Origin of the sequence: Sorangium sp. So ce176, from assembly GCF_051519835.1 — a bacterium.
In the GTDB taxonomy this organism is placed as follows: domain Bacteria; phylum Myxococcota_A; class Polyangia; order Polyangiales; family Polyangiaceae; genus Sorangium; species Sorangium cellulosum_G.
This window is the reverse complement of the sequence record NZ_CP150371.1, coordinates 2,070,802-2,096,169: the sequence shown is the minus strand read 5'-3', so window position 1 is coordinate 2,096,169 and position 25,368 is coordinate 2,070,802. Positions and strand designations below refer to the sequence as shown.

Annotated in this window: 24 protein-coding genes; 4 read left to right on the top strand and 20 right to left on the bottom strand. The window is 72.1% G+C overall.

Annotation, left to right across the window (positions count from 1 at the left end):
• Nucleotide 1: 1 nt before the first annotated feature.
• The 16 genes from mraY to WMF42_RS07935 all read right to left on the bottom strand — a co-directional run bounded on the left by mraY (nucleotide 2) and on the right by WMF42_RS07935 (nucleotide 18,274).
• Nucleotides 2–1,132, bottom strand: coding sequence for a phospho-N-acetylmuramoyl-pentapeptide-transferase (mraY, locus tag WMF42_RS08010; RefSeq protein WP_061609423.1), 1,131 nt, complete (start codon nucleotides 1,130–1,132; stop codon nucleotides 2–4).
• Nucleotides 1,129–2,733: a UDP-N-acetylmuramoyl-L-alanyl-D-glutamate--2,6-diaminopimelate ligase gene (locus WMF42_RS08005; RefSeq protein WP_437691266.1), complete on the bottom strand. Its 1,605-nt coding sequence runs from the start codon at nucleotides 2,731–2,733 to the stop codon at nucleotides 1,129–1,131. Before WMF42_RS08005 ends, mraY begins: the two co-directional genes overlap by 4 nt.
• Nucleotides 2,730–4,817: a penicillin-binding protein gene (locus tag WMF42_RS08000; protein ID WP_061609425.1), complete on the bottom strand. Its 2,088-nt coding sequence runs from the start codon at nucleotides 4,815–4,817 to the stop codon at nucleotides 2,730–2,732. The genes WMF42_RS08005 and WMF42_RS08000 overlap by 4 nt, the downstream gene beginning before the upstream one ends.
• Complete coding sequence (locus WMF42_RS07995; protein WP_061609426.1) at nucleotides 4,814–5,167, bottom strand: cell division protein FtsL; 354 nt, start codon at nucleotides 5,165–5,167, stop codon at nucleotides 4,814–4,816. Before WMF42_RS07995 ends, WMF42_RS08000 begins: the two co-directional genes overlap by 4 nt.
• Nucleotides 5,164–6,087, bottom strand: coding sequence for a 16S rRNA (cytosine(1402)-N(4))-methyltransferase RsmH (gene rsmH / locus WMF42_RS07990; RefSeq protein ID WP_233561852.1), 924 nt, complete (start codon nucleotides 6,085–6,087; stop codon nucleotides 5,164–5,166). Before rsmH ends, WMF42_RS07995 begins: the two co-directional genes overlap by 4 nt.
• Nucleotides 6,088–6,107: 20 nt before the next feature.
• Nucleotides 6,108–6,566, bottom strand: coding sequence for a division/cell wall cluster transcriptional repressor MraZ (mraZ, locus tag WMF42_RS07985; RefSeq protein WP_061609428.1), 459 nt, complete (start codon nucleotides 6,564–6,566; stop codon nucleotides 6,108–6,110).
• A 551-nt stretch (nucleotides 6,567–7,117) separates the two neighbouring features.
• Entirely contained in the window at nucleotides 7,118–7,522 is a 405-nt protein-coding gene (locus WMF42_RS07980) for a cobalamin B12-binding domain-containing protein (RefSeq protein WP_061609429.1), read from the bottom strand.
• Nucleotides 7,523–7,618: 96 nt separating this feature from the next.
• The gene (locus WMF42_RS07975) at nucleotides 7,619–9,739 is read right to left on the bottom strand and encodes a GYF domain-containing protein (RefSeq protein WP_437691263.1); all 2,121 of its coding nucleotides are present in this window, start codon (nucleotides 9,737–9,739) and stop codon (nucleotides 7,619–7,621) included.
• A 75-nt stretch (nucleotides 9,740–9,814) separates the two neighbouring features.
• The gene (locus tag WMF42_RS07970; RefSeq protein ID WP_434046285.1) at nucleotides 9,815–11,482 is read right to left on the bottom strand and encodes a response regulator; all 1,668 of its coding nucleotides are present in this window, start codon (nucleotides 11,480–11,482) and stop codon (nucleotides 9,815–9,817) included.
• A 322-nt stretch (nucleotides 11,483–11,804) separates the two neighbouring features.
• On the bottom strand, nucleotides 11,805–12,926 hold the full coding sequence (gene tgt / locus WMF42_RS07965) for a tRNA guanosine(34) transglycosylase Tgt (protein ID WP_061609219.1): 1,122 nt from the start codon (nucleotides 12,924–12,926) through the stop codon (nucleotides 11,805–11,807).
• A complete protein-coding gene (gene queA, locus WMF42_RS07960) occupies nucleotides 12,923–14,044 on the bottom strand; it encodes a tRNA preQ1(34) S-adenosylmethionine ribosyltransferase-isomerase QueA (protein WP_061609218.1) in 1,122 nt (373 codons plus the stop codon). Before queA ends, tgt begins: the two co-directional genes overlap by 4 nt.
• A 9-nt stretch (nucleotides 14,045–14,053) precedes the next feature.
• On the bottom strand, nucleotides 14,054–14,461 hold the full coding sequence (locus WMF42_RS07955; protein WP_233561763.1) for a response regulator: 408 nt from the start codon (nucleotides 14,459–14,461) through the stop codon (nucleotides 14,054–14,056).
• A 424-nt stretch (nucleotides 14,462–14,885) separates the two neighbouring features.
• Entirely contained in the window at nucleotides 14,886–16,241 is a 1,356-nt protein-coding gene (locus WMF42_RS07950; RefSeq protein WP_061609216.1) for a sigma-54-dependent transcriptional regulator, read from the bottom strand.
• A gap of 208 nt (nucleotides 16,242–16,449) precedes the next feature.
• Nucleotides 16,450–16,920 (bottom strand): bacterioferritin, encoded by a 471-nt coding sequence (bfr, locus tag WMF42_RS07945; protein WP_061609215.1) that lies wholly within the window; start codon nucleotides 16,918–16,920, stop codon nucleotides 16,450–16,452.
• Nucleotides 16,921–17,112: 192 nt separating this feature from the next.
• A complete protein-coding gene (locus WMF42_RS07940; protein ID WP_081426611.1) occupies nucleotides 17,113–17,325 on the bottom strand; it encodes a (2Fe-2S)-binding protein in 213 nt (70 codons plus the stop codon).
• A gap of 184 nt (nucleotides 17,326–17,509) precedes the next feature.
• Nucleotides 17,510–18,274 (bottom strand): SDR family oxidoreductase, encoded by a 765-nt coding sequence (locus tag WMF42_RS07935; protein ID WP_061609226.1) that lies wholly within the window; start codon nucleotides 18,272–18,274, stop codon nucleotides 17,510–17,512.
• A 152-nt stretch (nucleotides 18,275–18,426) separates the two neighbouring features.
• Here WMF42_RS07935 and WMF42_RS07930 point away from each other — a divergent pair, with 152 nt between their 5' ends.
• Nucleotides 18,427–18,849, top strand: a complete 423-nt coding sequence (locus WMF42_RS07930) for a hypothetical protein (RefSeq protein ID WP_061609214.1) — start codon at nucleotides 18,427–18,429, stop codon at nucleotides 18,847–18,849.
• Between the two features lie 49 nt (nucleotides 18,850–18,898).
• On the opposite strand, the gene WMF42_RS07925 is transcribed toward WMF42_RS07930, so the two are convergent.
• The 3 genes from WMF42_RS07925 to WMF42_RS07915 all read right to left on the bottom strand — a co-directional run bounded on the left by WMF42_RS07925 (nucleotide 18,899) and on the right by WMF42_RS07915 (nucleotide 20,401).
• Nucleotides 18,899–19,573 carry a sigma-70 family RNA polymerase sigma factor gene (locus WMF42_RS07925; protein WP_061609213.1) on the bottom strand — a complete coding sequence of 225 codons (675 nt, stop codon included), beginning with the start codon at nucleotides 19,571–19,573 and terminating at the stop codon, nucleotides 18,899–18,901.
• 1 nt (nucleotide 19,574) lies between these two features.
• Nucleotides 19,575–19,826, bottom strand: coding sequence for a hypothetical protein (locus WMF42_RS07920; RefSeq protein WP_061609225.1), 252 nt, complete (start codon nucleotides 19,824–19,826; stop codon nucleotides 19,575–19,577).
• Nucleotides 19,827–19,909: 83 nt separating this feature from the next.
• Complete coding sequence (locus tag WMF42_RS07915; protein ID WP_155798518.1) at nucleotides 19,910–20,401, bottom strand: hypothetical protein; 492 nt, start codon at nucleotides 20,399–20,401, stop codon at nucleotides 19,910–19,912.
• Between the two features lie 260 nt (nucleotides 20,402–20,661).
• Here WMF42_RS07915 and ftsH point away from each other — a divergent pair, with 260 nt between their 5' ends.
• On the top strand, nucleotides 20,662–22,482 hold the full coding sequence (ftsH, locus tag WMF42_RS07910) for an ATP-dependent zinc metalloprotease FtsH (RefSeq protein WP_061609211.1): 1,821 nt from the start codon (nucleotides 20,662–20,664) through the stop codon (nucleotides 22,480–22,482).
• A gap of 13 nt (nucleotides 22,483–22,495) precedes the next feature.
• Here the strand turns inward: ftsH and lepB are convergent, their stop codons facing one another.
• Nucleotides 22,496–23,230, bottom strand: a complete 735-nt coding sequence (gene lepB, locus WMF42_RS07905; protein WP_081426610.1) for a signal peptidase I — start codon at nucleotides 23,228–23,230, stop codon at nucleotides 22,496–22,498.
• A 116-nt stretch (nucleotides 23,231–23,346) separates the two neighbouring features.
• On the opposite strand from lepB, the gene WMF42_RS07900 reads away from it, so the two are divergent.
• Together WMF42_RS07900 and WMF42_RS07895 are read left to right on the top strand one after the other, a co-directional pair.
• A complete protein-coding gene (locus WMF42_RS07900) occupies nucleotides 23,347–24,123 on the top strand; it encodes a shikimate dehydrogenase (protein ID WP_437691256.1) in 777 nt (258 codons plus the stop codon).
• Between the two features lie 141 nt (nucleotides 24,124–24,264).
• Nucleotides 24,265–25,308 (top strand): arginine N-succinyltransferase, encoded by a 1,044-nt coding sequence (locus WMF42_RS07895; protein WP_061609223.1) that lies wholly within the window; start codon nucleotides 24,265–24,267, stop codon nucleotides 25,306–25,308.
• The last annotated feature ends 60 nt before the right edge of the window (nucleotides 25,309–25,368 follow it).

Here is a 25,368-nt window from a genome sequence, read left to right as displayed (position 1 = left end):
CTCAGCGCAGCTTCATCGACGCCAGGGAGACCAGCGCCAGGAGGATGGAGATGATCCAGAAGCGGACGATGATCTTGGGCTCCGCCCACCCCTTCTTCTCGTAGTGGTGGTGGATCGGCGCCATCAAGAAGACGCGCTTGCCGGTGAGCTTGAACGAGAGGACCTGCGTGATGACGCTGACCGTCTCGATGAAGAAGATCCCCCCGAGGATGATCGACAGGAGCTCGTTCTTGGTGAAGACGGCGAGCATCCCGAGCCCGCCGCCGAGGGCGAGCGAGCCGACGTCCCCCATGAAGACCTGCGCGGGGTACGTGTTGTACCAGAGGAAGCCGATCCCGGCGCCGATGACCGAGCCGCAGTACACCGAGAGCTCGCCGGCGGACGCGATCGCCGGGATGTCGAGGTAGGTCGCGAGCGAGAAGTTCGCGATCGACGCGCCGACGATGTACGCGAGGATGAGGTACGTCCCGGCGTTGATGATCACCGGGCCGATCGCGAGCCCGTCGAGGCCGTCGGTGAGGTTCACGGCGTTCGACGTCGCGACGACGACGAACACGGCGAACGGGACGTAGGCGTAGAGCGGCAGCTCGATCGGGTACTTCGAGAACGCGACGAACGGGATCGAGAGCCGCGTCCTGATCTCCGCCCAGTCCGGCGGGAGCTTCGACGCGAGCAGGAACGTGTAGGACACGGCCGCGCCGCCGATGAGCACCTGGCCGATGAGCTTGTAGCGGCCGGGCAGGCCGCCGCTGTTCCGCCGCTTGATCTTGAGGAAGTCGTCCAGGTAGCCGATGACGCCGTAGCCCGCGGTGACGGCCGTCGTCGCGAGGACGAAGGGGTTCCTGAGATCGGCCCACAGCACGGTGGGGAGCAGCAGCGAGAGCAGGATGAGCGCGCCGCCCATCGTCGGCGTGCCCGCCTTGATCTTGTGCGTCTCCGGCCCCTCGGCGCGGACCACCTGCCCGATCTGCTTGCGCCGGAGCTCGCGGATGAACCACGGCGCGAGCACGAACGTCAGCACCATGGCGGTGATCGTCGCCATGATCGTGCGGAACGGGATGTAACGCAGGACGTTGAGCCAGCTCAGCCAGCCGTAGTGGAACTTGAGCGGGTAGAAGAGCTCGTAGATCACGCCGCACCTCCGTGCGACTGCCGCGCGGCCAGGGATCGGCTGCGGCGGGCGGCGAGCGCGCGGCGCGCCTCGTCGCGGTCGTCGAACGGCAGCGTGACGCCGCCGATGATCTGGTACGGCTCGTGGCCCTTGCCGGCGATGAGGACGAGATCGCCGGGCTCGGCCTCGAGCACCGCGCGCTCGATCGCGCGCGCCCGATCGAGCTCGACGACGACGCGCGCGCGTCCGGCGGCGAGGCCCGGCAGGATGGCGTCGGCGATCGCGCGCGCGTCCTCGCTCCGCGGGTTGTCGTTGGTCACGAAGGCGACGTCGGCGCCGCGGCTGACGGCCTCGCCCATCCGCGGCCGCTTCAGCGGATCGCGGTCGCCGCCGCACCCGAAGACGCAGAGGACGCGCCCCTCGCTGAGGGCGCGGACGCTCGCGAGCACCCGGGCGAGGGCGTCCGGCGTGTGGGCGTAGTCGACGAGCACGATCACGTCATCGGCGCCCGGCGTGTCGCAGCGCTCCAGGCGGCCCGCGACCTGGATCGGCGATGAGAGCGCGGCGGCGGCGTCCTCGACGTCGAACCCGAGCAGGTACGCCACGGCGAGCGCGGCGAGCAGGTTCGACGCGTTGTACGCGCCGAGCAGGTGGGAGCGGATGGCGACCTCGCCGGCGGGCGTGCGGGCGCGGAGGAAGATGCCGCTCGCCGTGTGCGCGAGCTCGATGGGCGCGATCTCCGCCGTGTCCGGGCCGGCGCCCACCTCGGTCGAGTAGCGCGCGAGCGTCGACGCGGCCGGCCGCGAGAGCCCGCCCGGCGCGATCATCTCGACGAGCCTCCGACCGAACGGATCGTCGACGTTGATGACGGCGGCGCCGGGGCCGAGATCCACGAACAGGCGCGCCTTCGCCGCGGCGTACGCCTCCATCGTGCCGTGGTAGTCGAGGTGATCCTGCGTGAGGTTCGTGAAGACGGCGATCCGGAAGCGGGTCGCGTCCGCGCGCTTCGCCGTGAGCGCGATCGACGACACCTCCATCACGAGGTGCGTCGCGCCGCGCTCGACCATCGCGGCGGCGACGCGGGCGAGCTCGTCCGCCTCGGGGCTCGTGTGTGACGCGGGGACGTCGAGATCGTCGAAGCGGTAACCGAGCGTCCCGACGATCCCGGCCCGCCCGCCGCACCGATCGACGCAGGCCTGGACGAGGTGTGCGGTCGTGGTCTTGCCGTTGGTGCCGGTGATGCCGACGACCTCGAGCGTGAAGGTCGGGTGCCCGTAGACGACCGCCGCGGCCTGGGCGAGCGCGAGCGGCACGTCGGGCACCTCGACGCGGGCGGCGCCGAGCGTGTCGGCCGCGCTCCCGCGGGCGAGGATGATCGCCCGCGCGCCGCGCGCGACCGCCTCGGGGATGAACTGCTCGCCGTGCGCGCGCTCCCCCGCCCGCGCGACGAAGATGTCCCCCTCGGCCACCTTGCGCGAGTCGAGGTGCACGCCCGTCACGAGCAGGCCCGCGGCCTCCGCCGGCGAGAGCGCGGCGCCCGGGATCTCGCGCAGGACATCGCCGAGCCGGAGCGCGAGCTCGGTCTCGGCGACGGCGGCGTCTCTGGGGTCGCGCTCTGTCATGTGGGGGGCTCGAAGATGAGCTTCAGGGGCGATCCTTTGGGCAGCACGGTCCCCGGCGGCGGCTCCTGGCGCGTGAGCTTGCCCGTGCCCTCGACGCTCGGGTCGAGCCCGAGCGTGGCGGCGCTCTTCACCGCCTCGCGCTGCGGCAGGCCGGTGAGGTCGGGGACGCGCAGCTCCCCCGTCTTCAGCGGCGCGGACGGCGTGACCACCGCGGTCGAGATCGGCGCCGCCGCGGATCGCGCCTCGTTCAGCACCTGGTAGGTGTTCGCCGCGATGTCCTCGCCCGACTGCTCGCCGATCTCCGACAGCTTCATCGGCACGCTCCCGCGCGGGGTAACGCCCAGGTAACGCAGCGCCATCTCGCCGACCCGCCGGAAGATCGGCGCGGCGACGGAGCCGCCGGCGTAGGTGCCGCCCATCGGCTCGTCGAGCACCACCGCGATGACGAGGCGCGGCTTCTCGGCCGGGATGAACCCGGCGAACGACGCCACGTAGTGGGTGTCGGTGTACTTGCCCGTCGCGGGATCGATCTTCTGCGCCGTGGCCGTCTTGCCCGCCACGCGGAACCCCGGGATGGCCGCCTCGACGCCGGTCCCGTTCCCCTCGGTCACCGCGACGAGCATCTCCGACATCATCCGGGCGATCTGCGCGGGCACCGCGTCGCGGCGCACGCGCGGCGAGGGCTCCGACAGCGTGACGCCCGTGCCGTCGGTGATCCGCTTGACCAGGATGGGCTCGAGCAGCCGCCCGCGGTTGGCGATCGCCGCCGTGGCCATCGCGAGCTGCAGCGTGGTCACGCTGATCCCCTGACCGAACGACGCCGCCGCCGTCTCGACCTGGACCCAGGGGCGGCCGCGCGGCCTGAGCACGCCCACCGACTCGCCCGGCAGCGGCACGCCTGTCAGATCGCCGAAGCCGAACCGGCGGAAGCCCTCGTAGAGCCGCTGCTCGCCGAGCCCGAGTGCGATCTTCGCCGTGCCGATGTTGGACGACTGGCCGAGGATCTGCGGGATCGTCAGCCACTTGTGCACGTGCGTGTCGTGGATCACGACGTTGTCGATCGCCATGTTCCCCTCCTCGCAGTAGATGGTCGCGCTCGGGGAGACGCTCTTCGCCGCGAGCGCGCTCGCGATGGCGAACACCTTCATCGTGGACCCGGGCTCGAAGCGATCGACGACGCAGCGGTTGCGCCGAGAGCCGGGATCGCTCTGCGAGTAGTCGTTCGGGTTGAACCCCGGCGCGCTCGCCATGGCGAGGATCTCGCCGTTCTCGGGATCGACGACGACGATCGATCCGCCGAGCGCCTCGTACGTCTTCATCGCCGCCTCGAGCTCGCGCTCGGCGGTGAACTGGATGCCCTTGTCGATCGTCAGGTGGACGTTGTGCCCGGCGAGCGCCTGCTCGTCCTCGATCCCCTCGGAGAAGATGAGCCGGCCCGATCGATCGCGGAGCCCGCGCACCTCGGACGCGTTGCCGCGCAGTTCGTGCTCGAGGCTGAGCTCGATCCCCTCCTTGCCCTCGCCGTCGGTGGCGACGAAGCCGAGCAGCGGACCGGCGAGCTCGCGGTTCGGGTAGAAGCGGCGCCCCTCGCCCTCGATCACGAGCCCGCGCACCGGGTAGCGCTGCCGCCGATCCGAGAGCGCGCGGATGTTCTCGACCTCCTGCTCGGAGATGCGGCGCTTGAGCCACGCGAAGCGGCGCCGCCGGCCGAGCTTCTCCGCGACGTCCTCGACCTGCAGCGAGAGCGCCTGCGCGATGCGCTCGGCGTACTGCTGGATCTGCGTCGGGATGTACTTCTCCTCGATGCCGCGGAGCATCTCGACCGCGTCCACCGAGACGCTGGGCACCTCCACGCTCTCCGCGAGCGGCGCGCCGTTCCGGTCGTAGATCGTGCCGCGCTTCGGCGTGATGTGGAGCCGCCGCTGGCGCTGCCGCTCCGCGAGGTCGTACCAGGCGTCGCCGTCCTCGACCTCGATGCGGTACGCGCCGGACACGACGCCGCCGAGGCCGAGCGCCATCAGGCCGCAGAGCAGGCCCATGCGGATGCGGATCCACCGCGCGCGCCTGGGGTCGAGGTTCTTCATTCCTGCCGCCCAGCGCCCGGCGTCGCGCCGCCCGTCTCCCCGCTCGCCGCCTCGCGATCGCCCGAGGGCGCCACGTAGCCCCGCACCGGGATGACCCGCTCGGGCGGCGGCGGCGTCATGCCGAGCAGCGTGCGGGCGACCATCTCCACGCGCTGCGGGGTCTCGTAGCTGGCCGCCTCGAGCGAGAGCACCCGCTTGACCTCGCGCAGCCGCGCCTGCTCGGCGCGCGCCCGCCCGAGCCGGTAGCCGAGGTCGACCGTGCGCCCCCGCAAGGCGAGGTGCACGACGAACGCCGCCACCGTCGCGGCCACCGCGAGCGTCCAGAGCGCGAGGAACGGGCGCTGCGTCACGCGTGCGCCTCCGGTCGGCCGACGCGCCGCGCGGCGCGGAGCTTCGCGCTGCGGGCCCTCGGGTTGTCGCCGATCTCGTCGTCGCCCGCGGTCACCGGCTTCTTCGTGAGCGGCTGCCACACGTCCGGCTCGCGCAGCGCGCGCTTGACGATGCGGTCCTCGAGCGAGTGGAAGGCGATGACGGCGAGCACGCCGCCGGGCGCGATGATCCGGGGCGCCGCCGCGAGCAGCGCCTCGAGCTCGTCGAGCTCTCCGTTCACGGCGATGCGCAGCGCCTGGAACGTGCGCGTCGCCGGATCCACGCCGCCGATGCGCGCCGGCCCCACGGCGCGCACCACGGCGCGCCGCAGGTCGAGCGTCGTCTCGAGCTCGCCGCTCTCGGCCGCCTGCTTGATGCAGCGGGCGACCCTGCGGCTGCGGCGCTCCTCGCCGTAGCGGTAGATCAGATCCGCGAGCTCCTCGTCGCTGAGCCGCTCGATCAGCTCGAGCGCCGTCTCCCCGCGGCTCGAATCCATCCGCATGTCGAGCGGCCCCTCGGCGCGGAAGCTCATGCCGCGCGCCGGGTCGTCGAGCTGCATGGAGCTCACGCCGACGTCGGCCACGAGGCCGTCCACCTGGGCGACGCCGAGGGCGGCGAGGTGCCGCTCGATCTCGGAGAACTCGCCGTGGACGTAGGTCACCCGCTCCCCCATCCGGGCGAGCCGGGCGCGCGCGATGGCGAGGGCGCGTTCGTCGCGGTCGATCCCGATGACCCGGGTGCCGGGCGTCTCGAGGATCGTCTCGGCGTGGCCGCCGGCGCCCAGGGTGGCGTCGACGTAGATGCCCTCGCTGACCGGCGAGATCGCGGCGAGCACCTCGCGGCCGAGGACGGTGACGTGCGGCTCGCCGCGCGGGCGGGGCGGCGGGGGGGGAAGGTGCATGGGGACTACATTGACAACGTTCATAGGCGGAACTGCTCCGCGATTGCGGTCTTGAAGCTCTGGAGCTCGACCTCGCTCATCTGCTGAGCGGCCTTCCACCGCTCCGTCGACCAGAGCTCGATCGTCTGTCCCATCCCCGCCCACAGCACGTCCTTGGTGAGGCTGGCGTGCTCGCGGAGCGACGGCGGGATGAGGATCCGGCCCTGCTTGTCGAGGTCGCACTCGACGGCCGCGGACAGGTAGCGGCGCCGGAATGCGACAACGTTGGAATCGAATTGCGGCAATGCTGCAATTTTGGCCTCCAGCTCCTCCCAGGCCTTCATCGGGTAGGCATGTAGGCAAGGGTCGAAGAGGGCCGGGGTGATGACCATGCGCAGGTCGTTCGCGGCCGCGAGCACGTCGCGAAAACGCGAAGGGAGGCTCGTGCGCCCCTTCGCGTCGATCGCGTGCTCGAAGTGACCGCGAAACATCGTGCTCATCGACCCCAGCTGCGGCTGGCCTGTCCCGCCGAGGGCTTGTTGACGCGTTGCTGCACCGGGCGCGCACCGCGTCGTGACATTCTCTGCCACTTCTTCCCACGAAGCCCCGCCACGCTACGGAGGGAGGCGCCGAGTGTCAACAGATTGGGAGATTTCTGGACCCTGGTGGCTACCTATGTAGGACAGATACGCCCAAAGTCGCACCCGACAAAACCGCGGGGAATACCGCAAGATCGCAGCTCAGCGGGGTCCGTGGGAGGAAGTGGGGAGCGGATCGAGGGGGGCGCCGGCACGTCAGGCGGATGCCTGGCAAGATGGAAATGAAGCAAGGCGGATCGCCGCCGACGGATGCGGCCTTTCGCACCCCGGACGGCGGAGGACCCCGCGGTGGGCCGGACGGGCTCAGCGGGTTGGCGGCCGGGGGAGGTCCGGTGGGAGGAGCGGGCGGTGGAGGAGCGTGGGGAGAGCCGCTGCCCCGGCTGTCGACCCGGGAAAGCCCGGCCGGGGATGCGTGCGGTGGGGGAGAGTGGGGAGAGCCGCTGCCCCGGCGGTCAGCCGTGGGGGGTCACGTGGGTCTGGACCCACTCCACGATGCTCTTCAGGGTGGTCCCGGGGGTGAAGACGCCCTTCACGCCTGCGTTCTGGAGGCGAGCGATGTCCTCGTCCGGGATGATGCCCCCACCGAACACCACGATGTCCTCCGCGCCCTGCTTGCGGAGGGCCTCGATGACGGCGGGGAAGAGGGTGTTGTGGGCTCCGGACATGATGGACAGCCCCACGGCGTCCACGTCCTCCTGCACCGCGGCGGAGGCGATCATGTCCGGCGTCTGGTGCAGGCCCGTGTAGACCACCTCGAAGCCGGCGTCGCGGAGGGCCCGGGCGACCACCTTGGCGCCGCGGTCGTGGCCGTCCAGGCCGGGCTTCGCCACGAGGATTCGGACTTTGCGCTCTGCCATGAGCGCGTCGATTACCGCCTGCCCGGGCAGGCGTAAAGCGCAGCGCCCCGGCGATGCGGCCTCCCCTCCCCTGCGCCGGCGTCGCAGGGGGCGCGCTTACTGGGCGGCGAACACGAACGGGATGGTCACCGGCGTGGAGCCCGACGAGGGGGGGAACCGCCAGGACCTGATCCGCGAGGCGATACAGCTCGACAGGCCCGGGTAGTCCTTCTCCGACCCGGCGGCCGAGACCGACTGGACGGCGCCCGAGGCGCCGATGACCACCGAGGCCGAGACGCGGGCCGTGGTGGCGGCATTGCGATCGCGCGCGTCGAGGGCGGGCTGCCAGCAGTGGCGCCGGACGCTCGGGCGGTTCCCCTCGACGACGCCGGCGATCTCCCCTTGAGAGAGCTGGCTCAGGCCAGCGCCGGCGCCCTGGGTGCCCGGCCCCGACGAGGGACCGGGGACCCCTGCGCCGAACCCGGACCGGTCGAGCGGCGCAGGGCTCGCCGAGGCGACCGGCTTTTCGGGCTGGGGGCGCTGGGTCGCGGCGCCGCCCGGCTTGCCCGGCGAGGCGACCTCGGGTTTGGCCGACGCGGAGTCGGCCGGCTGAGGTGCGTCCGGCTCGACGCTCGGCGGCGGCGGAGGGGCCGCTGTCGGCAGCAGGTCGGGCGGCTGGAGCTGCGGGACGGTCACGACCTGCACGGGCTGCGGCTTCGGAGAGAGGAGGACGTAGGCGGAGACGCCGCCGAACGCCGCTGCCATGGCGATGAAGGCGTAGGCGAGCGGGCTCATGCCCGACCGCCGCCTCGGCGCGACAGTCTCCACCAGGCTGCCAGGCGTGGCCACCAGGGGGGCGGGCTCCGCAGAAGCGAGCGCGCCCGCCGGCGCCGCCACCTGCGATGAGACGACAGCGGCCAGGCCCCCCGTGCGCGCCGCGCCGGAGGGCGAGCCGCCCACCGCCAGGCCGGCCGCGGGCGCCGTCGGAGGCGGCGAGCCGCCCGCGGCAAGACCGGCGCTGGCCGGGAAGGGCGCCGCCAGCTCGGGCTGCGGCGCGGGGGCGACGTGGCCGGCCGGCGCGGTCGAGAAGGGGTCGGCGAGCACCGCGATCGGCGCGGCGCCCGCGGCGTGGGCCGCCGCGGCGCCCCCCGAGGCGCCCGGCCACGCGGCCGGCGCGCTGCCCGCCGGCGTGGGCGGCGTGACGCGCCCAGGAGACGTGGCCGGTGAGGTCGATGCGGCGAGCGTCCCCGCCGCCGTGAAGGCCGCGACCGAGCCGGCGACAGCCGAGGGCTGCTCGTTCACGCCGGGAAGCTCGGGCTCGCGCACCGCCGGGCGCGCTGGCGTGGCCCCGCCCAGCGGGGGGACCCTCGCCGAGGAGGGGACCTGGGCCTGACCGACCGAGAAGCCCGTGCTGCTGGTCCGGCGCGCGGGCGTGGACACCCGGGTGGACTGGGCCTGCGTGACGATCTCGATGAGCTCCGGGAAGTTCTTGAGCGGCAGCCACTCGTCGAACCCCTCGCGCCAGACGAGCGAGTCGCCATCCACAGCGCCCGCCAGCGCCTTCTCGCGGATGACGGAGAGCCGCACCGGGCCGATCGGGACACCGCCGACCCCGACGTACCAGTCCTCGCTCGACGTGGCGCGCGCGGTCGGCGCCTTGGCGAGCGGGCGGTCATCGGACAAGGTCCGCTTGAACGCGCCGGCGACCCCGGGCGGCGACGGCGTGGGATCCGCTCCCCTGGCGGCGGGCGCCGCGGGCCGCGCGGGCGCCGGCGGGGCGGGCCGCGCCTCCGGCGGCGCCTGCGGCGCTGTCGCAGGGCGCGGGCTCGACGCGGTCGACGCCGGCCGCGCGACGGGCGCGGGCACAGCGCGCGGGGCGACCGGAGGTCGAGGCGCTCCCCCGGGGCGCGGGAGGGCCTGCGACGCCGGCCGGGGCGGCGACGGCGCGGCGCCCTGGACCGAGGCCGGCGGCGGCCTCGCGGGGCTCGCGGCGCGGGCGGCCGGCGCGCCTGTCCCGACGGCCGGCGCCTCCTCGCTCGAAGGGGCGAGGTGCGCGTCGTCGCCCGCCGCGCGCGGCGGCTCGACGGGGAGCGCCTGCGCCACGGAGCTCTCGGTGACGCTCGCGCTGACCTGAATCAGGTGCCCGCAGCGCCGGCACTGCATCCGTACCGACTTGCCGGCGACCTTCTCGTCGCCGATCTGGTACTTGGCCTTGCAGTTATCGCAGATGAATTTCATCCAGGAACGCGCCTGCGGGTTGGAATCCGCGCAGTCTACGACAGCTTGACCCCAAACGACATGGGGTAGGCGCGGTCAGAGCAACCCGAGCAGGTGCTCCTTGATGGATTGCCGCGTCGGGTCATCGGGCGCGACGCCCAGGGCGCGCTCCCACGTCTCGATCGCTTTGTTGCGGAACCCGGCCTTCTGGTACAGCACGGCGAGGTTTTTCAGCGCCGGGAAGTGCTTGCCGTTGATGTGCAGGGCGGTCTCCAGCTCCTGGATGGCGTCGTAGAGCTGGCCCTGCTTGCCGTAGAGCAGGCCGAGGTGGAAGTGCAGCCGGTACGCGAGCGGGTCGATGGCCGTGCCCTCGCGCAGGTGCCGCACGGCCTTGTCGAAATCGCCGGCGCGGTACGCCGCGATCCCCGCGGCGAGGAGGCGCTCCGCCTCGGCCGAGATCCGGTCCTGATCGCCGCGGATCGAGCGCGCCTGGAGCGCGTTCTCCACGGCGGCGACGACGTCCGCGACGCGGAAGGGCTTCTCGATGTAGGCCTCGACGCCGTAGCTCGACTTCAGATCTTCGGCGAACCGCCACCCGCGGTACACGGCCGAGATCATGATGATCGGGATGTGGCCGTAGCGCTGCGTGCCCTTCATGCGGCGGGCGATGTCGAAGCCGTGCACCTCGGGCAGCATGGCGTCGAGGATCATCACGTCGGGCGGATTCTCCTTGACCATGCGCAGGGCGAGGAGCCCGCGGTCGGCCTCCTCGACGCGGTACCCGCGCTCCTCGAAGATGCGGCGGAGCAGCTTCCGGATCTCGGGCTCGTCGTCGACGACCAGGATCGTGGTCTGATCGCCCTGCGGCGCCTTGCCCGCGCCCGGGAGCGACTCGACGATGGACAGATCGCGATCGGCGGTGCCGAAATCCGTGTCCGTGAGCTCGTCGGCCGCCGCCGCCCTCCGCATGGCGTCGTCGACGACGAGCGGCGGGCCCGCCGAGGAGATGCGCGCCGGCGAAGGAGCCGCGGGCGGGCTCGGCTCGTCGGTGAGATCGGCGAACGAGATCTCCGCGTCGTCGCGCGGGCGCTCCGGCGCGGGCCGCGCTGGCGGGGCGGCGCTGGGCGCAGGCGGAGCAGGCGCCTGGGCCACCGTCGACGGGGGCACGGCGGACGGAGGCCGGCGCGCTGGCTGCGCAGGAGCGGGCGCCGGCGTGGGCGCGGGCGGCGCCTCGGTCGAGGACGACGCGGCGGCGCCGAGGCCGGCGCGCTTCAGCACCTCGGGGGGGCACTTCGCGCCGACGTAAAACGGCTCGCCCTGCTCCTTCATGTCGTAGGCGGCCGCGATGGTCCGCACGAGGGGGCCCGCGAGCGCGATGTACGGGAAGACGCGCTTGCCGGTGACGAACTCGAGCTCGTCGATCACCTTCTTGTCGGCGGGCGCGGCCATGGCCACGAGGATGCGGTCCTCGCGCACGAGCACGGGCAAGAGCTTGTGCTTCGCGGCGATCTCGCGGGGCAGGATCGAGAGGTCGCCCAGCTTGATGCAGACCTGGTTGAGGTCGATGCCAGGAACGCCGCTCTGCTCGGAGAGGGCCTTCAGCGCAGCGACCTCGGAGACGGTGCCGCTCTCGATGAGGTTCGTGGCGAGGGGGACCCCCTTCGCACGCGCGTCGAGGAGCGCCTGTTCGAGCTGGGGCTGGGTGACCGCCCTTTGCTGCAGGAGGATGCGTCCGAGCGGCTTCTTGTTGGCGTCTTGCGTCATTCCGCGGGCCGAGTCCGAAGGCTAATGGACGAGGAATGCGCGGGCAAGCACGCGACCCGCGCGCTGAGACGGCCGTTCGGCTGGCGCCACCGGCTCGGGCTCCTGGACCGGCGGCTCGAGCCTACTGCCTTGTCGATCGCCGCCGAGGCGCCGCCGGTGGCGCGCGGAGACCTGCGCGCGGCGCGAGGCGGACGGCCAGTTCTCACCATTCGCTCATCGTACTCCGGAACCCTCCGGACAGCGCGGACGTTGCGCTCGCCGGCGAGAGCGCCGCGGCGCCTGCCCCGGGCGCCGTGGAGGAGCCCATGGCGATGATGTAGGGTCACTCGCTCGCGTCGGGCGCGCCGAGCCACGCGCGGGCGAACGCCGCATACCGCCCCTCGGCGATGGCCGCGCGCGCCTCGCGCATGAGGCGGCCGTAGAGGTGCAGGTTGTGCTCGGTGAACAGCCGCAGCACGAGGATCTCGCCCGCCATGTAGAGGTGCCTCAGGTACGCGCGGCTGTAGCCCCCCGCGCAGGTCGGGCAGGAGCACGTCGGGTCCAGCGGCGACGGGTCTTCCTTGTAGCGCGCCTGCTTGATGACGATCTTGCCGTGCTGCGTGAGCGCCTGCCCGTTGCGGGCGTTCCGCGTGGGGAGCACGCAGTCGAACATGTCGACCCCGGCGCCGATCGCGTGGATCAGGTCGAGCGGCGTGCCAACGCCCATGAGGTAGCGCGGGCGCGCAGGGTCGAGGCGCGGCGCGATCTGCGCGACGACCTCGTGCATCATCGCGATCGGCTCGCCCACGGAGAAGCCGCCCAGGGCGAGCCCGTCGAACGGAAGGGCGCCGAGCTCCTCCGCGTGCGCCGTGCGCAGGGCGACCGAGGTGCCGCCCTGCACGATGCCGAAGAGCGCCTGCGTGGGGCGCTTGGCGGCGAGGCAGCGCCTCCCCCAGCGCGTCGTCAGCCGGCACGCCTCCTCGACCTCCGGGAGCGGCGCGCCGCCGGGCGGGCAGACGTCGAGCTGCATCGCGATGTCGGCCCCGAGCAGCCCCTGCACCTCCATCGCGACCTCGGGCGTGAGCGCCTTGCGGGCGCCGTCGAGGTGCGACCGGAACACGAAGCCGTCCTCGACGAGGGTGCGCCGCTCGGCGAGCGAGAAGGCCTGGAAGCCCCCGGAGTCGGTGAGCATCGCGTGCGGCCACCGGGAGAACGCGTGCAGGCCGCCGAGCTGCGCGACGAGCTCGGGCCCCGGGCGGAGCCACAGGTGGTACGTGTTGCCGAGGACGATCCTCGCGCCTGTCGCGGCCACCTCGGCGGGGGTCAGCGTCTTCACGCTGCCCTGGGTGCCGACCGGCATGAACGTCGGCGTCGGGACCTCGCCGTGCGGCGTGGAGAGCAGGCCCGTGCGGGCATGACCGTCCCGCGCGAGCTCGGTGAACGAGAAGCCAGGCGTGCGGCTCATGGCGCGCTCGCCCCGCGGATCAGCATGGCGTCACCGTAGGAGTAGAAGCGGTAGCCGGCGTCGATCGCCGCGCGGTACGCGCGCAGCGTGCGCTCGCGGCCGGCGAAGGCGAACACCAGCGCGAGCAGCGTCGATCGCGGCAGGTGGAAGTTCGTCAGCAGCGCGTCGACGACGCGGAAGTGATAGCCGGGCTGGATGAGGAGGCGCGTCTCCCCGGACTGCGCCCGCACGAGGCCCGCGCGCGCCGGATCCGCGGCGGTCTCCAGCGCCCGCACGACGGTGGTGCCGACCGCGACCACCGGGGCGCGGCGCTCGCGCGCCCGCGCGATCGCGGCGGCGGTCGCTTCCGGGACGGAGTAGACCTCGGCGTGCATGGGGTGCACGTCGAGGTCGTCGGCCGTGACCGGCTGGAACGTGCCGAGGCCGACGTGCAGCGTGAGGCTCGCGATCTCGACCCCGTTCGCGCGGAGCCGCTCGACGAGGGCGGGCGAGAGGTGCAGGCCCGCGGTGGGCGCGGCGACGGCGCCCGGGACGCGCGCGAAGATGGTCTGGTACCGCTCGCGATCGGACGCGTCGTCGCCCCGGCCCATGTAGGGAGGGAGCGGGATGTGCCCGTACGCGTCGATCGCAGCGGCGATGGACAGCCCTGCGGGCGAGGAGAGCTGCACCGTGAGCACGCCGTCCTCCGCGCGCTCCAGCACCTCTGCCACCAGCGCCCCGTCGCGCTCGAGATCGAGCACGGCGCCCGGGCGGATCGGCTTCGACGCGCGGCCCATGGCACGCCAGCGCTCGGGCCGCGCCGCGCCCTCCGCAGGGCCGGCGAGGTCGCCCCCGCTGGCCGGCGCCTCGTCCAGCCGGTGCAGCAGGAAGAGCTCCACCTGCCCGCCCGTGCCGCGTTTGCTGCCGAACAGGCGCGCGGGGACGACCCTCGTGTCGTTGACGACCACGAGCGCGCCGCGCTCGACGTGCCGGTCGAGATCGCGGATCGCGGCGTGCTCGATCTCGCGGTCGCTGCGGCCGCGATCGATCAGGAGGAGCCTCGCGCCGTCCCGCTCCTCGGGGGGCCGCGACGCGATGAGCGCTTCAGGGAGTTCGTAGTCGAGCAGCTCGCAGCGCACGCCGCGCTACTAGCACGACGCGGGCGTGAGCACGCTCGTCTTGGCGCGGAGGAAACGACAGATCTCTCCGACCTTGTAAGGCTTGGGGACGAAGGCCACGGCGCCGCAGTCGGCGCGCTCGACCTGGCGCGCGGAGAGGTGATACGCGCTGGAAAGCACGACGCGCACCCTCGGGAAGGCGCGCCGGATATGGCGGGCCAGCTCGAGGCCGTTCAGATCCGGCATCATCAGGTCGATCATCGCGACGTCGATCGAAGACGAGCCGAGGATGCGCAGCGCATCCTGGAACGAGGCCGCGAACGCGACGTCGAACCCCTCGACGCTCAGCCCAGCCGAAAGAGCGCGACGCTGGGAATTCTCACCGTCCACGATCAGCATGCGGGCCATTAAGCGTCCTCCTGCGGCGGCTGCCGCCATCTATTACGCCTACCGGTTTAGCAATCGCCGGGCCAAGTAACCGAATCGTCGGATTGTGGTTTCCGACGCCGGAGTGAAACAGAAGAACACAGTCTACATCAGCCGCCTCATTGCACTAAGGCAAATCCCGACACTCCTACATTGCAGGGATGCAATCCGTCGTGAGCTAGCTGCCCTGAATTGCTGCTGAGTCAGGTGGTTTGCTCTGTCCGGCCGTATGTGCCGGATGAACCCGGGTCAGCGGGCGGTTGCTGAGCCTGGTGGGCATCAGGTTGCTCGGCCGGCGAGCAGCAGCCTGAGGAGCAGGGTGGTTCACACTCGCTGTACCCTGCGGGTACGCGCTGCTGAGATTGGCTGACAGGCCGGCCGCGCTGCCCGCCCGGAGGAGCACGCCGCGCCGCCCGGCACAGAGGAGGGCGCTGGCTCAGCCCGGGGGATAGGTGATGGCCAGGCGCGTCATCTTGCGCCACAGCGTTGTCGCGCTGATCCCGAGCACCTCGGCGGCGCGCTCCCGGCTGCCGTCGCACTCCCGCAGCGCGACCTCGATGGCCTGGCGCTCGGCGCAGTCGACAACGTCGGCGAGCAGCCTGCCGCCGCCCTCGTGCGGACGCTTCGGCTGCACAGCGGCGGGGAGCACGTCGTCGACGCTAATGACGCCGCCGCCCGAGAGGGCCACCGCCTGCTCCACCATGTTCTCGAGCTCGCGGATGTTGCCGGGAAAATCGTACTGCGTCAGCGCCTCGACGACGCCATCGGCGGCGCGCGCGCGGCAGCTCATCTTGCGGTTGTACTTCTCCAGGAAGAACTCCCAGAGGATCGGGATGTCCTCGCGCCGCGAGCGGAGCGGCGGGAGCACGAAGCGCGCGACGTTCAGCCGGTAGTAGAGGTCCTGGCGGAACCGCTTCTCCGCGACCGCTGTCAGGAGCTCCTGGTTCGTCGCGGCGATGATGCGCACGTCGACCTGGATCGGCTTGTTCTCGCCCACCCTGCGGATCTCGTTCTCCTGGATGGCGCGGAGCAGCTTCGCCTGGAAGGTGAGCGGGGTCTCCGCGATCTCGTCGAAGAAGAACGTGCCCCCGTCGGCCTCCTCGAACAGCCCCTTCCGCGCCGCGACAGCGCCCGTGAACGAGCCGCGCGCGTGGCCGAACAGCTCGCTCTCGAGGAGCGTCTCGCTGATGGCGGCGCAGTTCACCGGCACGAACGGGCGGTCCGCGCGCTTGCTGTTGGCGTGGATGGCCTTGGCGACCAGCTCCTTGCCGGTGCCGCTCTCGCCCGTGATGAGCACCGTCGCGTCGGTCGGGGCGACCTTCACGATCCGGCCCAGCACCTCGCGGACCGCCTGCGAGCGGCCCACGATGTTCTCGAACCGGTAGCGCTCCTTGAACTCGCTGGCGAGAAGCTGCACCTCGCCGGTGAGCTTCCGGTTCTGGATCGCGCGCTCCACCTTCACCAGGAGCTCCTGCTCCGAGAACGGCTTCTGGATGTAGTCGAAGGCGCCGAGCCGCATCGCCTCGACCGCGCTCTCGATGGTGCCGTACGCGGTCATCACGATGACCTCGGTGTTCGCGTTCGACTCCTTCACCGCGCGCAGCACGCCGATGCCGTCGAAGCCGCCCATCCGGAGGTCGGTGAGCACGGCGTCGTAGGCGCCCTTGGCGCCCAGGTCGGCCCCCTGGCTGCCGTCCGCCGCTTCATCGACGTCGTACCCGGCGCCACGCAGCATCATCGCGAGCGTGGTCCGCATGTTCCGCTGGTCATCGACGACAAGAATCTTCGACATGGATTTCCCCCGCCGCCCTCATCCCCCTGGTGGGACGAGAGCGGCGCGACGATCACGACCGACGCGCGCCGAGCTGGCGCAACACCGCGCGAGCGCGGTCGTCCGCGGCGTCTTGGACATGCGTCCACCGTATCGTACGTCAAGCACGGCCCTCGCCGCCAGGAGGCACGCGGGGCGCCGGCGGAGCGGGGGCGAGCCCTACCCTGCCCTACTCGCGGATCTGCTGGGACAGGTAGGCGGTCTCCCCGAGCTTCTCGATCAGCCCGATTTGCGTCTCGAGCCAGTCGATGTGCTCCTCCTCGGACTCGAGGATCTTGGCCAAGAGCTCCTCGGTCGTCCGATCGCCCTTGTCGCGGCAGAGGGCGATCGCCGTGTTGAGCCGCTTGACCGCGTGGTACTCGAGCTCGAGGTCACTCTTGAGCTGCTCCGGCACGCTTTGCCCGATGCGAAGCGTGTCCAGGCGCTGGAGGTTCGGCAGCCCCTCCAGGAAGAGGATGCGGTCGATGATCGCGTCGGCGTGCTTCATCTCGTCGATCGACTCGGCCCGCCCGTGCGCGGCGAGGGTGACGAAGCCCCAGTGCTGGCACATCTTCGCGTGCAGGAAGTACTGGTTGATCGCGACGAGCTCTCCCGCGAGCACCTCGTTCAACGCGTCGACGATATCTTTCGCACCCTTCATCGGATCCTCTCGCGCTCGTGCCTGTCGTGCTCGCCCCGCATCTCGAGGCGAGGGCGCGCCGGCTGGAGCGCCAGCGCCCAGGTCAAATGCGCAAGGTCGACGCAGGTGCGCAAGAAATTTCGAAGGAAATACGCAGCGACACGGGCCGCCTCACCGGAGAAACCGGCGCGATGCAGGGCAACCTGCGGAGAATCAGGCTGCGCTGGAGACCGGCGCCATCGTCAGGCGGCGTGGCGTGGGAGCGGACTCACCATCGCCGACGAGCTTGGCGATCGTCGGCCGGCAGGAGCCGCACCGCGTGCCGGCACCCGTGCATTCCATCACCTCCGAAACGGAGCAGGCCCCCTCGTTCATCGCTTCGCGAATCTCTCGGTCACAGACGCCCATACAGAGGCAGACGTACATGCAGACCCCCGGCTACGTTGACGGCCACGGATGATATTGAACATAGCTTTCAATATCGATGCGTCAAGCACGAACGTCCTGCGGACGGATCGTCTCGTGGTCTGGACCACGCTCGGGTCGAGCGCGTCGGCGGTGCTGGTGGGAGCGTGGCGGAGGGGCGCGGGCGGCAGGGCCGCCGGCGGCGTCACATCGTGAGGCCGCCGTCGACGTCGATGCAGCGGCCGTTGAAGTACTCGCACTCGATCACGAAGCGCACCGCCTGCCAGATGTCCTCGGGCACGCCGATGCGGCCGACGGGGATCATGGCGACCAGGGCGTCGCGGGCCTTCTGGTGCATGCCCTGGGTCATGGGCGTCTCGATCATGCCGGGCGCGACGGCGCCGACGCGGATGCCGAACGGCGCGAACTCGAGCGCCCAGGTCTTCGTGTTCGCCGCGAGCGCGCTCTTCGCGGCTGTGTAGCTCGACTGGCCGCGGTTGCCGTGGCGCGCGATGGAGCTGATGTTGACGATGACGCCCTTCTGCTCGGTCTCGACCATCTTCGCGACGACCTCGCGGACCATGAGCGTGGCGCCCGTCAGGTTGACGTCGATGACCGCCTGCCACTGCGCGGCGCTCAGCTTGACGACCGCGCCCGTCTGGCGGTCCTTCTTGACGAGCAGGCCGTCCCGCAGGATGCCGGCGTTGTTCACGAGGCCGTTCAGGCCGCCCATCGCCTCGTGCGCGAAGCGGACGAACGCCTCGACCTCCGCCTCCACCGCCACGTTGAACGGGCGCGCGTGGATCTTCCCGGGGAACCCCTGGGCCGCCTCGACCAGCGACGCGAGCCCCTCCTCGTTCACGTCGCCCGCGGCGACCTGGCCCCCGAGCTCCGCGAGCCGCAGCGCATAGTGGCGACCCAGCCCCTGGGCGGCGCCTGTGACGACGAACTTCGTGTCCTCGAGTCGCATGATCGCATTCCTCCAGGGATCGCTCCCGACCGCTGTCTCGGAGGCGCCGTCTACCACGAGGCAGCGCGGCGGCGGGAGACGTTGCGGAGCGGAGATCCGCGCCGCCGCGGCGAGACGCTTGCGCCAGGTCGCAGCGATGTTATTCAGCGCCCATGAGGTCGATCGCGCTCGCCGTCGCCGTGTGCGCCGGCACCCTGACGCTCGCGCCGGCCTGCGACCGCGCGCCCCCTGTTCCCGAAGCCTCGGATCCGACGGGCAAGGATCTGGTCGTCGGCGCGGTCGTGGCGGCCGCCGAGAGAAGCGGAGGCATCCGCATCTACAAGATCGTCGAGGTGGAAGACCTGCCCCCGCCGTTCGGACGCGATCTGCACATGATCGCCTACGACCCCAAGGTGCAGACCTTCCAGGAAGCCGCGGAGCTCCGCCGCAAGGGGAACATGACCGTCGCGAAGGACCACATGATGGTCCGGCTCGTGAACTTCATGCCGCGCGACCACCGGGTGATCAGCAACGAGCCGGTCAGCGACGAGGAGCGGGCCCCGTACATCCGCTCGTACCAGAGCCGGCAGCGCTAGCCGCCATCGCGGGTGGGACGCCGGCTCGGGCGGCGCGCCCGCGGCGCGATCAGCGCGCCGCACGGAGCCGCTCGCCGAGACGCTCGATGGCCTGGCCGTGCAGCCGGCTCGCCCAGCTCTTGCTGATCCCGAGATCCTGCGCGATCTGGTCGAAGCGCTCGCCGTCGAAGTAGTGGCGCTCCACGAGGGCGCGCTCGCGCTCGGGGAGCTCGCTGACGGCGTCGCGCACGACCTGCGCGAGCTGGGCGCGCGAGGCGCACTCCTCGGGGCTGTCCGCGGCGTCGGGGACGGCGGCGACGTCGCCGTGGGCCGAGGCCAGGCCGAGCGCCATCGCGGCGGCGTGCCCGGCCAGGAGGCCGCTGAGCCGCGCGGCGTAGGCCTCCTGCGTGGCAGGCGCGTCGGCGTCGGCGTCGGCGTCCGGGCCGCGCCCCTCCGCGAACCGCGCCGACGCGGCGAGCGCGCTCGCTCGCGCGGCCGCGGAGCGCCAGCGCGTCTCCCGCCGGATGCCGTCGAAGATCGCCCACCGGATCTTCCGCTTGGCGTACGCCTCGAACGTGGACCGGCTCGGATCGTACGTCCGCGCCACGTCGATCAGCGCCGGGTGCCCGAGCGCGACGAGGTCCTCGACCGGGATGCGGCGACCCAGGCGGCGCGCGATGCGCTTCGCGACCAGGGCGAGAAGGTGGATCCCCTCGGCGACCAGCCGGTCTTCCGGAGCGCGCACGCTATCCCGCCTTCGTCGCCCTGGCGCGCTCCGCGGCGCCGAGCACCCCGAACGCCCGCTCGCCGCTCTCGTCGACCTCGCGCGGATGCGCGCGCCGCAGCAGGCGGCTCGCCTCCTCGTCGTGCACCAGGACCTCCGCGAGCTGCTCGCGCATCCACGCGACCTCGTGCGCCGGCAGGCGGCCCACGTAAGGCGCCACGGCGGCGTCGACCTGAGCGGCGATCCAGGGGTCATCGAGGAGCGAGGCGTCCATGCTGGCCGCCATTATATCTGCACCGGGCGCGCCGTCATCTTGCGCGCGTCCGGCGCGCGCTCGGCGCGCCGGACGCGGGGGCCTCACCTGGCCGGCGGCGAGGCGTTGAGGCAGTCCTCGAACGCCTTGACCGTCCGCGCGTCGAACGCGCACTTGAGCGACCTGGGATCCACGTGCTTGCCGACGTTCTGCTCGCACATCTGCGAGTACTGCTCGCCCAGCTTGGCCGCGACCACGTCGATCTTCTTCTCGGTCTCGCCGCGCTGCTCCGGCGTGAGCTTGGCGCTCAGCGCCGCGACCTGCTCCGTGCGCGTGAGCACCGTGAGCTGCTTGCCGAGCTCCACGCAGTCGCCGTGCATGAGCGCGTAGTCGTCGGGCACGGAGTCGTCGCGCCGCGGCGCCGCCGGCGTCGCGGCGGCGGGATCCGCTCCCGGCGCCTCGTCGCCCAGGGCGGCCGCCGGCGCGGGCTCCACGGGCGGCGCGGGCTCCTCCTGCGGCGCGGGCTCGGGCTGCTCGGCCGGAGGCGGCGGAGCCCCCGCGCACCCGAGCAGCACCATCGATACAGGACCAGCCATCAAGACAAGAGCTCTCCCCATGCGACGAGAATTGATCGGTTCGCGCCGTGCGTCCATGCCGCGCCGGGCGCGCTCGGCGCTGTGAAGCCGTGCTGTGAAGCTGTGAAGACGAGCGAACGCCGCCTGCCCCTCCTGATCCGGAGTTGCTCCGGAGTTGCCACGGAGGTGCACGAACCGCCTTGGCAGGCTCCGTGCAGGGCGAACGGCGGCGGCAGGGCCGGCTTGCCGGCGAGGTCGCCTGTCCGCGCGGAGGCGGGCGCATGCGGTCACTCTGGATTGTTCTCGTCCTGGTGCTCGGCTCGGCGCTGCTGCTTCAGGTGGTTGTCGCGTCCGACAGGCGCATTCCGTACGCGCGCTTTCGCGCGCTCGCAGAGAGCGGAGAGCTCGCCGAGGTCGAGATCCTGGGCGACGTGTACATCGGGCGGACGGTGCCCGGCCCGAGCACGCACGCGCAGCGGAGCTACCGCACGGGGCGCATCGAGCAGACCGAGAAGGAGCTGCTCGCCGGCCTCGACAGGCGCCACATCCCGTACACCCGCGTCGCTGACGAGCGAGGGCTCTTGCCGCACCTCTGGCTGATGCTGCCGATCGCCGGCCTGGTCGCGGCGATCTACCTCGCCTCGCGCCGGGCGACCGCGGCAGGGAACGTCCCGACCGCCGCGACGACGTTCGGCAAGAACAGGGCGCGGCTCCACGAGGAGCGGGGGTCGACGGCGACGTTCCGCGACGTCGCCGGCAGCGCCGAGGCGAAGGCCGAGCTCGGCGAGATCGTCGACTTCCTCAAGGCGCCCGAGCGCTACGAGAAGCTCGGCGGCCGGATGCCCAGGGGGGTGCTCCTCGTGGGGCCGCCCGGCACGGGCAAGACGCTGCTCGCGCGCGCGATCGCGGGAGAGGCGGGCGTCCCCTTCTTCAGCGCGTGCGGGTCGGAGTTCGTGGAGATGTTCGTCGGCGTCGGCGCCGCGCGCGTCCGCGATCTCTTCGCCCAGGCGCGCGAGCGGGGGCCGTGCATCGTGTTCATCGACGAGCTCGACGCTGTCGGAAAGGCCAGGGGGCTGGGCGGCTCGGTCGGCGGCAACGACGAGCGCGAGCAGACGCTCAACCAGCTCCTGACCGAGATGGACGGGTTCGACGCGCGCGCCGCCATCGTCGTGATCGCCGCGACGAACCGCGCCGAGATCCTCGATCCGGCGCTGCTCAGGGCGGGGCGGTTCGACCGCCGAGTGCACATCGACAGGCCCGATCTCACCGAGCGGAAGGAGATCCTCGCGGTGCACGGGAGCAAGGTGGTCCTCGATCCGGGCGTGGATCTGGACGCCATGGCCGCGCAGACCGCCGGGCTCGTCGGCGCCGATCTCGCGAACATCGTCAACGAGGCGGCGCTGCTCGCGGCGCGGCGCAGGGCGAGCGCGGTGGGGCAGAGCGACATGGAGGCCGCGATCGAGCGCGGGATCGCGGGGCTCGAGCGGCGCGGGAGGCGGCTCGGCGCGCGCGAGAAGCGGGTGGTCGCCTACCACGAGGTGGGGCACGCGCTGACGGCCACGCTGCTGCCGACGCAGGATCCTGTGCGCAAGGTGTCCGTTGTGCCGCGCGGACCGGGGGCGCTCGGGTACACGATGCAGCAGCCGCGCGAGGACCGTTACCTGTGGAGCCGGCAGGAGATCCTCGACCGGCTTGTCGTGCTGCTCGGGGGGCGCGTCGCCGAGGAAGAGGCCGTCGGGGATCTGTCGACCGGCGCGCAGGACGACCTCATGAACGCGATGGATCTCGCGCGGCGCATGGTGCGCGAGCTCGGGATGGGCCGCGGGGTGGGGCTCTCGGCGCTGGACCCGCGCCGGCCGCTGTCGTTCCTCGACGAGGCGCGGGGCGCGCCGCCCGGCGCGGGGGCGCGGGAGTGCAGCGACGCGACAGCGCGCGAGGTCGACGCGGAGGTCGCGCGGATCCTCGCGGACGCGGAGGCGCGGGCGCGGGCGATGATCCACGGGCACCGCGCGACGCTCGAGCGCATCGCCGCGCGGCTCTACGAGGTCGAGACGCTGAGCGGCGACGAGCTCAGGGCGATGATGGCGAACGGCGGGGCGTAGCGAGGGCGGGCGCTCAGTCGACGCTCAGCAGGGCGCGGGACAGATCGAAGCCCGCGGCGTCGTGGTGGTAGACGACCCGGAGCACGCGGCCTCGGACGAGCTCCCGCGGCACCGCGCCCATCACCCGGCTGTCGAGCGACGCGGCGCGGTTGTCGCCCATCACGAAGAGGTGGTCCGCGGGCACGACGACCGGGCCGAACGCGGCGAAGTCGGGCTCGCCCGCGGCGTGCGTGACCCGACCGAGGTGCTCCACCCGCGTGCCGTCCCCGAGCTGCTCGACGGGCTGCGCCGCGCCGTCGACGTACAGCACGCCTGCCCGGAGCATCACCGTCTGGCCGGCGAGCGCGATCACCCGCTTGACGAGGAGGGTGGAGCCGCCGCGCGGATCCGCGAAGAGCACGACGTCGCCGGCGCGGGGCCCGCTGCGCTCGAGCAGGTAGCCCTCCACGAGCGGGACGCGGAGCCCGTAGGCGACCTTGTCGACGAGGATGCGGTCGCCCGGCGCGATCGTCGGCCACATCGAGCCGGTGGGCACGTGGTACTGGTCCGCGAGCGTCGAGCGGCCCATCGTGAGGATCACGAGCGCCGCGACGACCTTGAGGAGGCTGCGCGCGAGCGGCGCGACAGTCCGGTAGGCGCGCCGCGCGAACGCGCGATCGGATCGAGGTATGAACAGTTCGGCCTTGTCGGGCGGGAGGCACGCTGTCGCGACCTCCGCCGCGGGCGGGGGGGAGCCGGGCTCGCTCATCGCCGGCGGGGCTAGCATCCGCGCTCGAGACAGGCCAGCTTCGCCGCATGCACCGCTGTACTTCATCGACTGCACCGTTCTCCCAGGCTCTGGGCCGCATCACACTCTGCGGATCAATGTCGCGTCATCCGGTATCGACAGGGGCCGCGATGCACCTCGCCGGCTACCGCGCGCTCGGGCTCGATTTTACCTATATCCCTTTTGCGGTGACCGATGTTGAAGGCGCGACGCGCGGGATGCGGGCGCTCGGAATCCGCGGCCTCGGTGTGTCGATGCCCTACAAGCAGGCGGTAATTCCGCTCCTCGACGAGATCGACCCCGTGGCCGCGCGGATCGGCGCGGTGAACACGATCGTCAACGACGAGGGGTGGCTCCGGGGCTACAACACCGACTGGATCGGCGCGGTGCGGGCGCTCGAGGAGGTGACGCAGCTCGGGGGCGCGCGGGTGCTGCTCCTCGGGGCCGGCGGCGCGGCGCGCGCTGTCGCGTTCGGGCTCGCGGAGCGCGGCGCGGCGGTCACGATCGCGAACCGCGACCTCGAGAAGGCGCGGCAGCTCGCCGCGGCGGTCGGCGGGACGGCGGTGCCCCTCGACGGCGCGGCCTCCTCGCCCGAGCACGGCATCCTCGTGAACGCCACCTCGCGCGGCATGGCCGAGGTCGACCCGCGGAGCCCTGTCCCGGAGGAGGCGCTCCGGGAGGATCTGCTGGTCATGGACATCGTGTACAAGCCGATGATCACGGAGCTCGTGGAGGCGGCGCGGCGGCGCGGCGCGACCGCTGTTCACGGCGGGAGGATGCTCCTCCACCAGGCGGCGGAGCAGTTCCGGCTGTACACGGGGCGGGAGCCGCCGCTCGACGCCATGGACGAGGCGCTGCGCGCTCAGCTCGGCTGATTCGCGCGCCGCCTGCGGCCGCGCCGCACAGTCCGAGCCAGCGCCGCGGCCGGCGAGCGCGAGGCGACCTCTGTTGTACGCCCCGCGCGCCGCCCCCGGCGGCAATGGCCAACGGCGAGCGCCACGCGTAGGCTTATGCCGATGATCTCGTTCGAAATTCGCGCAGCCGTGACCGGCGACGAGGAGCAGCTCCTCGATGTCGCGCGCCACCTGAACTCGGTCAACCTGCCGAACAACCGTGACGCAATCCACGAGATCGTCGCCGAGAGCCACAAGAGCTTCAGCGGGGCGATCACGGACCCGCGCCTGCGCCAATACGTCTTCGTGCTCGTCGACCTGACGAAGGGCGGCAAGGGGACGATCGTCGGGACGTCGATGATCATCGCGCAGCTCGGCCGGCGCGGCATCCCTTACATCTTCTTCGACGTGCTCGACGAGGAGAAGTACTCGGCCACGATCGACAAGCACTTCCATCACACCGTGCTGCGCATCGGCTACTCGTACAACGGCCCCACCGAGATCGGGGGACTCGTGCTCATGCCGGGCTACCGGCAAGGGCCGGAGCGGCTCGGCACGATGATCTCCTATGTTCGCTTCCTCTACATGGCCGCGCGTCCGGAGCTCTTCCAGGAAGAGATCCTCGCTGAGCTGATGCCCCCGCTCGAGCCGGACGGGACAAGCCACCTCTGGGAAGCGCTCGGGCGCAAGTTCACCGACATGAGCTATGCCGAGGCCGACCTCCTCTCGAAGAAGAACAAGGAGTTCATCAAAGGGCTCTTCCCGGAGGGGACCCTCTACGCCTCGCTGCTGCCGGACGACGCGCAGCGCGTGATCGGCAAGGTGGGCGCGCAGACCCGAGGGGTCGAGAAGCTCCTGCGCCGCATCGGCTTCCGCTACGCCCACCGGGTCGATCCGTTCGACGGCGGGCCGCACTTCACCGCCCGCATGGACGAGATCTCGCTCGTGAGCGACACGCGCCGGGCGAAGGCGGGACGCCCGTTCGCGCCGGGCCCGTCGGACCCGAAGGGCATCGTCGCGCTCGAGCGCCCCGACGCCCCCTACTTCCGCGCGGTCACCGCGAGCTTCCGCGATGAGGGCGCGCGCGGCCTGGCGATCGCCGAGGACGCCTGGCAGCACCTCGACCTGCACCCCCTCGCGCCGCTCTGGGTCCTGCCCATGCCGTGATCACGGCCGGGAGCGCCTGCGCGCTTCGTCCGGAACGCGCAGCGCCCGCGGCTCAGGCCG

Excerpts from the sequence above, each read along its gene's own strand:
- WMF42_RS07915 (WP_155798518.1), bottom strand. The coding sequence starts at position 20,401 with ATGGCTGGTCCTGTATCGATGGTGCTGCTCGGGTGCGCGGGGGCTCCG.
- rsmH (WP_233561852.1), bottom strand. The coding sequence starts at position 6,087 with ATGCACCTTCCCCCCCCGCCGCCCCGCCCGCGCGGCGAGCCGCACGTC.
- WMF42_RS07920 (WP_061609225.1), bottom strand. The coding sequence starts at position 19,826 with ATGGACGCCTCGCTCCTCGATGACCCCTGGATCGCCGCTCAGGTCGAC.
- mraZ (WP_061609428.1), bottom strand. The coding sequence starts at position 6,566 with ATGAGCACGATGTTTCGCGGTCACTTCGAGCACGCGATCGACGCGAAG.
- WMF42_RS07930 (WP_061609214.1), top strand. The coding sequence starts at position 18,427 with ATGAGGTCGATCGCGCTCGCCGTCGCCGTGTGCGCCGGCACCCTGACG.
- WMF42_RS08005 (WP_437691266.1), bottom strand. The coding sequence starts at position 2,733 with ATGACAGAGCGCGACCCCAGAGACGCCGCCGTCGCCGAGACCGAGCTC.
- tgt (WP_061609219.1), bottom strand. The coding sequence starts at position 12,926 with ATGAGCCGCACGCCTGGCTTCTCGTTCACCGAGCTCGCGCGGGACGGT.
- ftsH (WP_061609211.1), top strand. The coding sequence starts at position 20,662 with ATGCGGTCACTCTGGATTGTTCTCGTCCTGGTGCTCGGCTCGGCGCTG.
- WMF42_RS07950 (WP_061609216.1), bottom strand. The coding sequence starts at position 16,241 with ATGTCGAAGATTCTTGTCGTCGATGACCAGCGGAACATGCGGACCACG.
- bfr (WP_061609215.1), bottom strand. The coding sequence starts at position 16,920 with ATGAAGGGTGCGAAAGATATCGTCGACGCGTTGAACGAGGTGCTCGCG.
- WMF42_RS07900 (WP_437691256.1), top strand. The coding sequence starts at position 23,347 with ATGTCGCGTCATCCGGTATCGACAGGGGCCGCGATGCACCTCGCCGGC.
- WMF42_RS07970 (WP_434046285.1), bottom strand. The coding sequence starts at position 11,482 with ATGACGCAAGACGCCAACAAGAAGCCGCTCGGACGCATCCTCCTGCAG.
- WMF42_RS07935 (WP_061609226.1), bottom strand. The coding sequence starts at position 18,274 with ATGCGACTCGAGGACACGAAGTTCGTCGTCACAGGCGCCGCCCAGGGG.
- WMF42_RS07940 (WP_081426611.1), bottom strand. The coding sequence starts at position 17,325 with ATGTACGTCTGCCTCTGTATGGGCGTCTGTGACCGAGAGATTCGCGAA.
- WMF42_RS07975 (WP_437691263.1), bottom strand. The coding sequence starts at position 9,739 with ATGAAATTCATCTGCGATAACTGCAAGGCCAAGTACCAGATCGGCGAC.
- WMF42_RS07980 (WP_061609429.1), bottom strand. The coding sequence starts at position 7,522 with ATGGCAGAGCGCAAAGTCCGAATCCTCGTGGCGAAGCCCGGCCTGGAC.
- WMF42_RS07895 (WP_061609223.1), top strand. The coding sequence starts at position 24,265 with ATGATCTCGTTCGAAATTCGCGCAGCCGTGACCGGCGACGAGGAGCAG.
- lepB (WP_081426610.1), bottom strand. The coding sequence starts at position 23,230 with ATGAGCGAGCCCGGCTCCCCCCCGCCCGCGGCGGAGGTCGCGACAGCG.
- WMF42_RS08000 (WP_061609425.1), bottom strand. The coding sequence starts at position 4,817 with ATGAAGAACCTCGACCCCAGGCGCGCGCGGTGGATCCGCATCCGCATG.
- WMF42_RS07955 (WP_233561763.1), bottom strand. The coding sequence starts at position 14,461 with ATGGCGGCAGCCGCCGCAGGAGGACGCTTAATGGCCCGCATGCTGATC.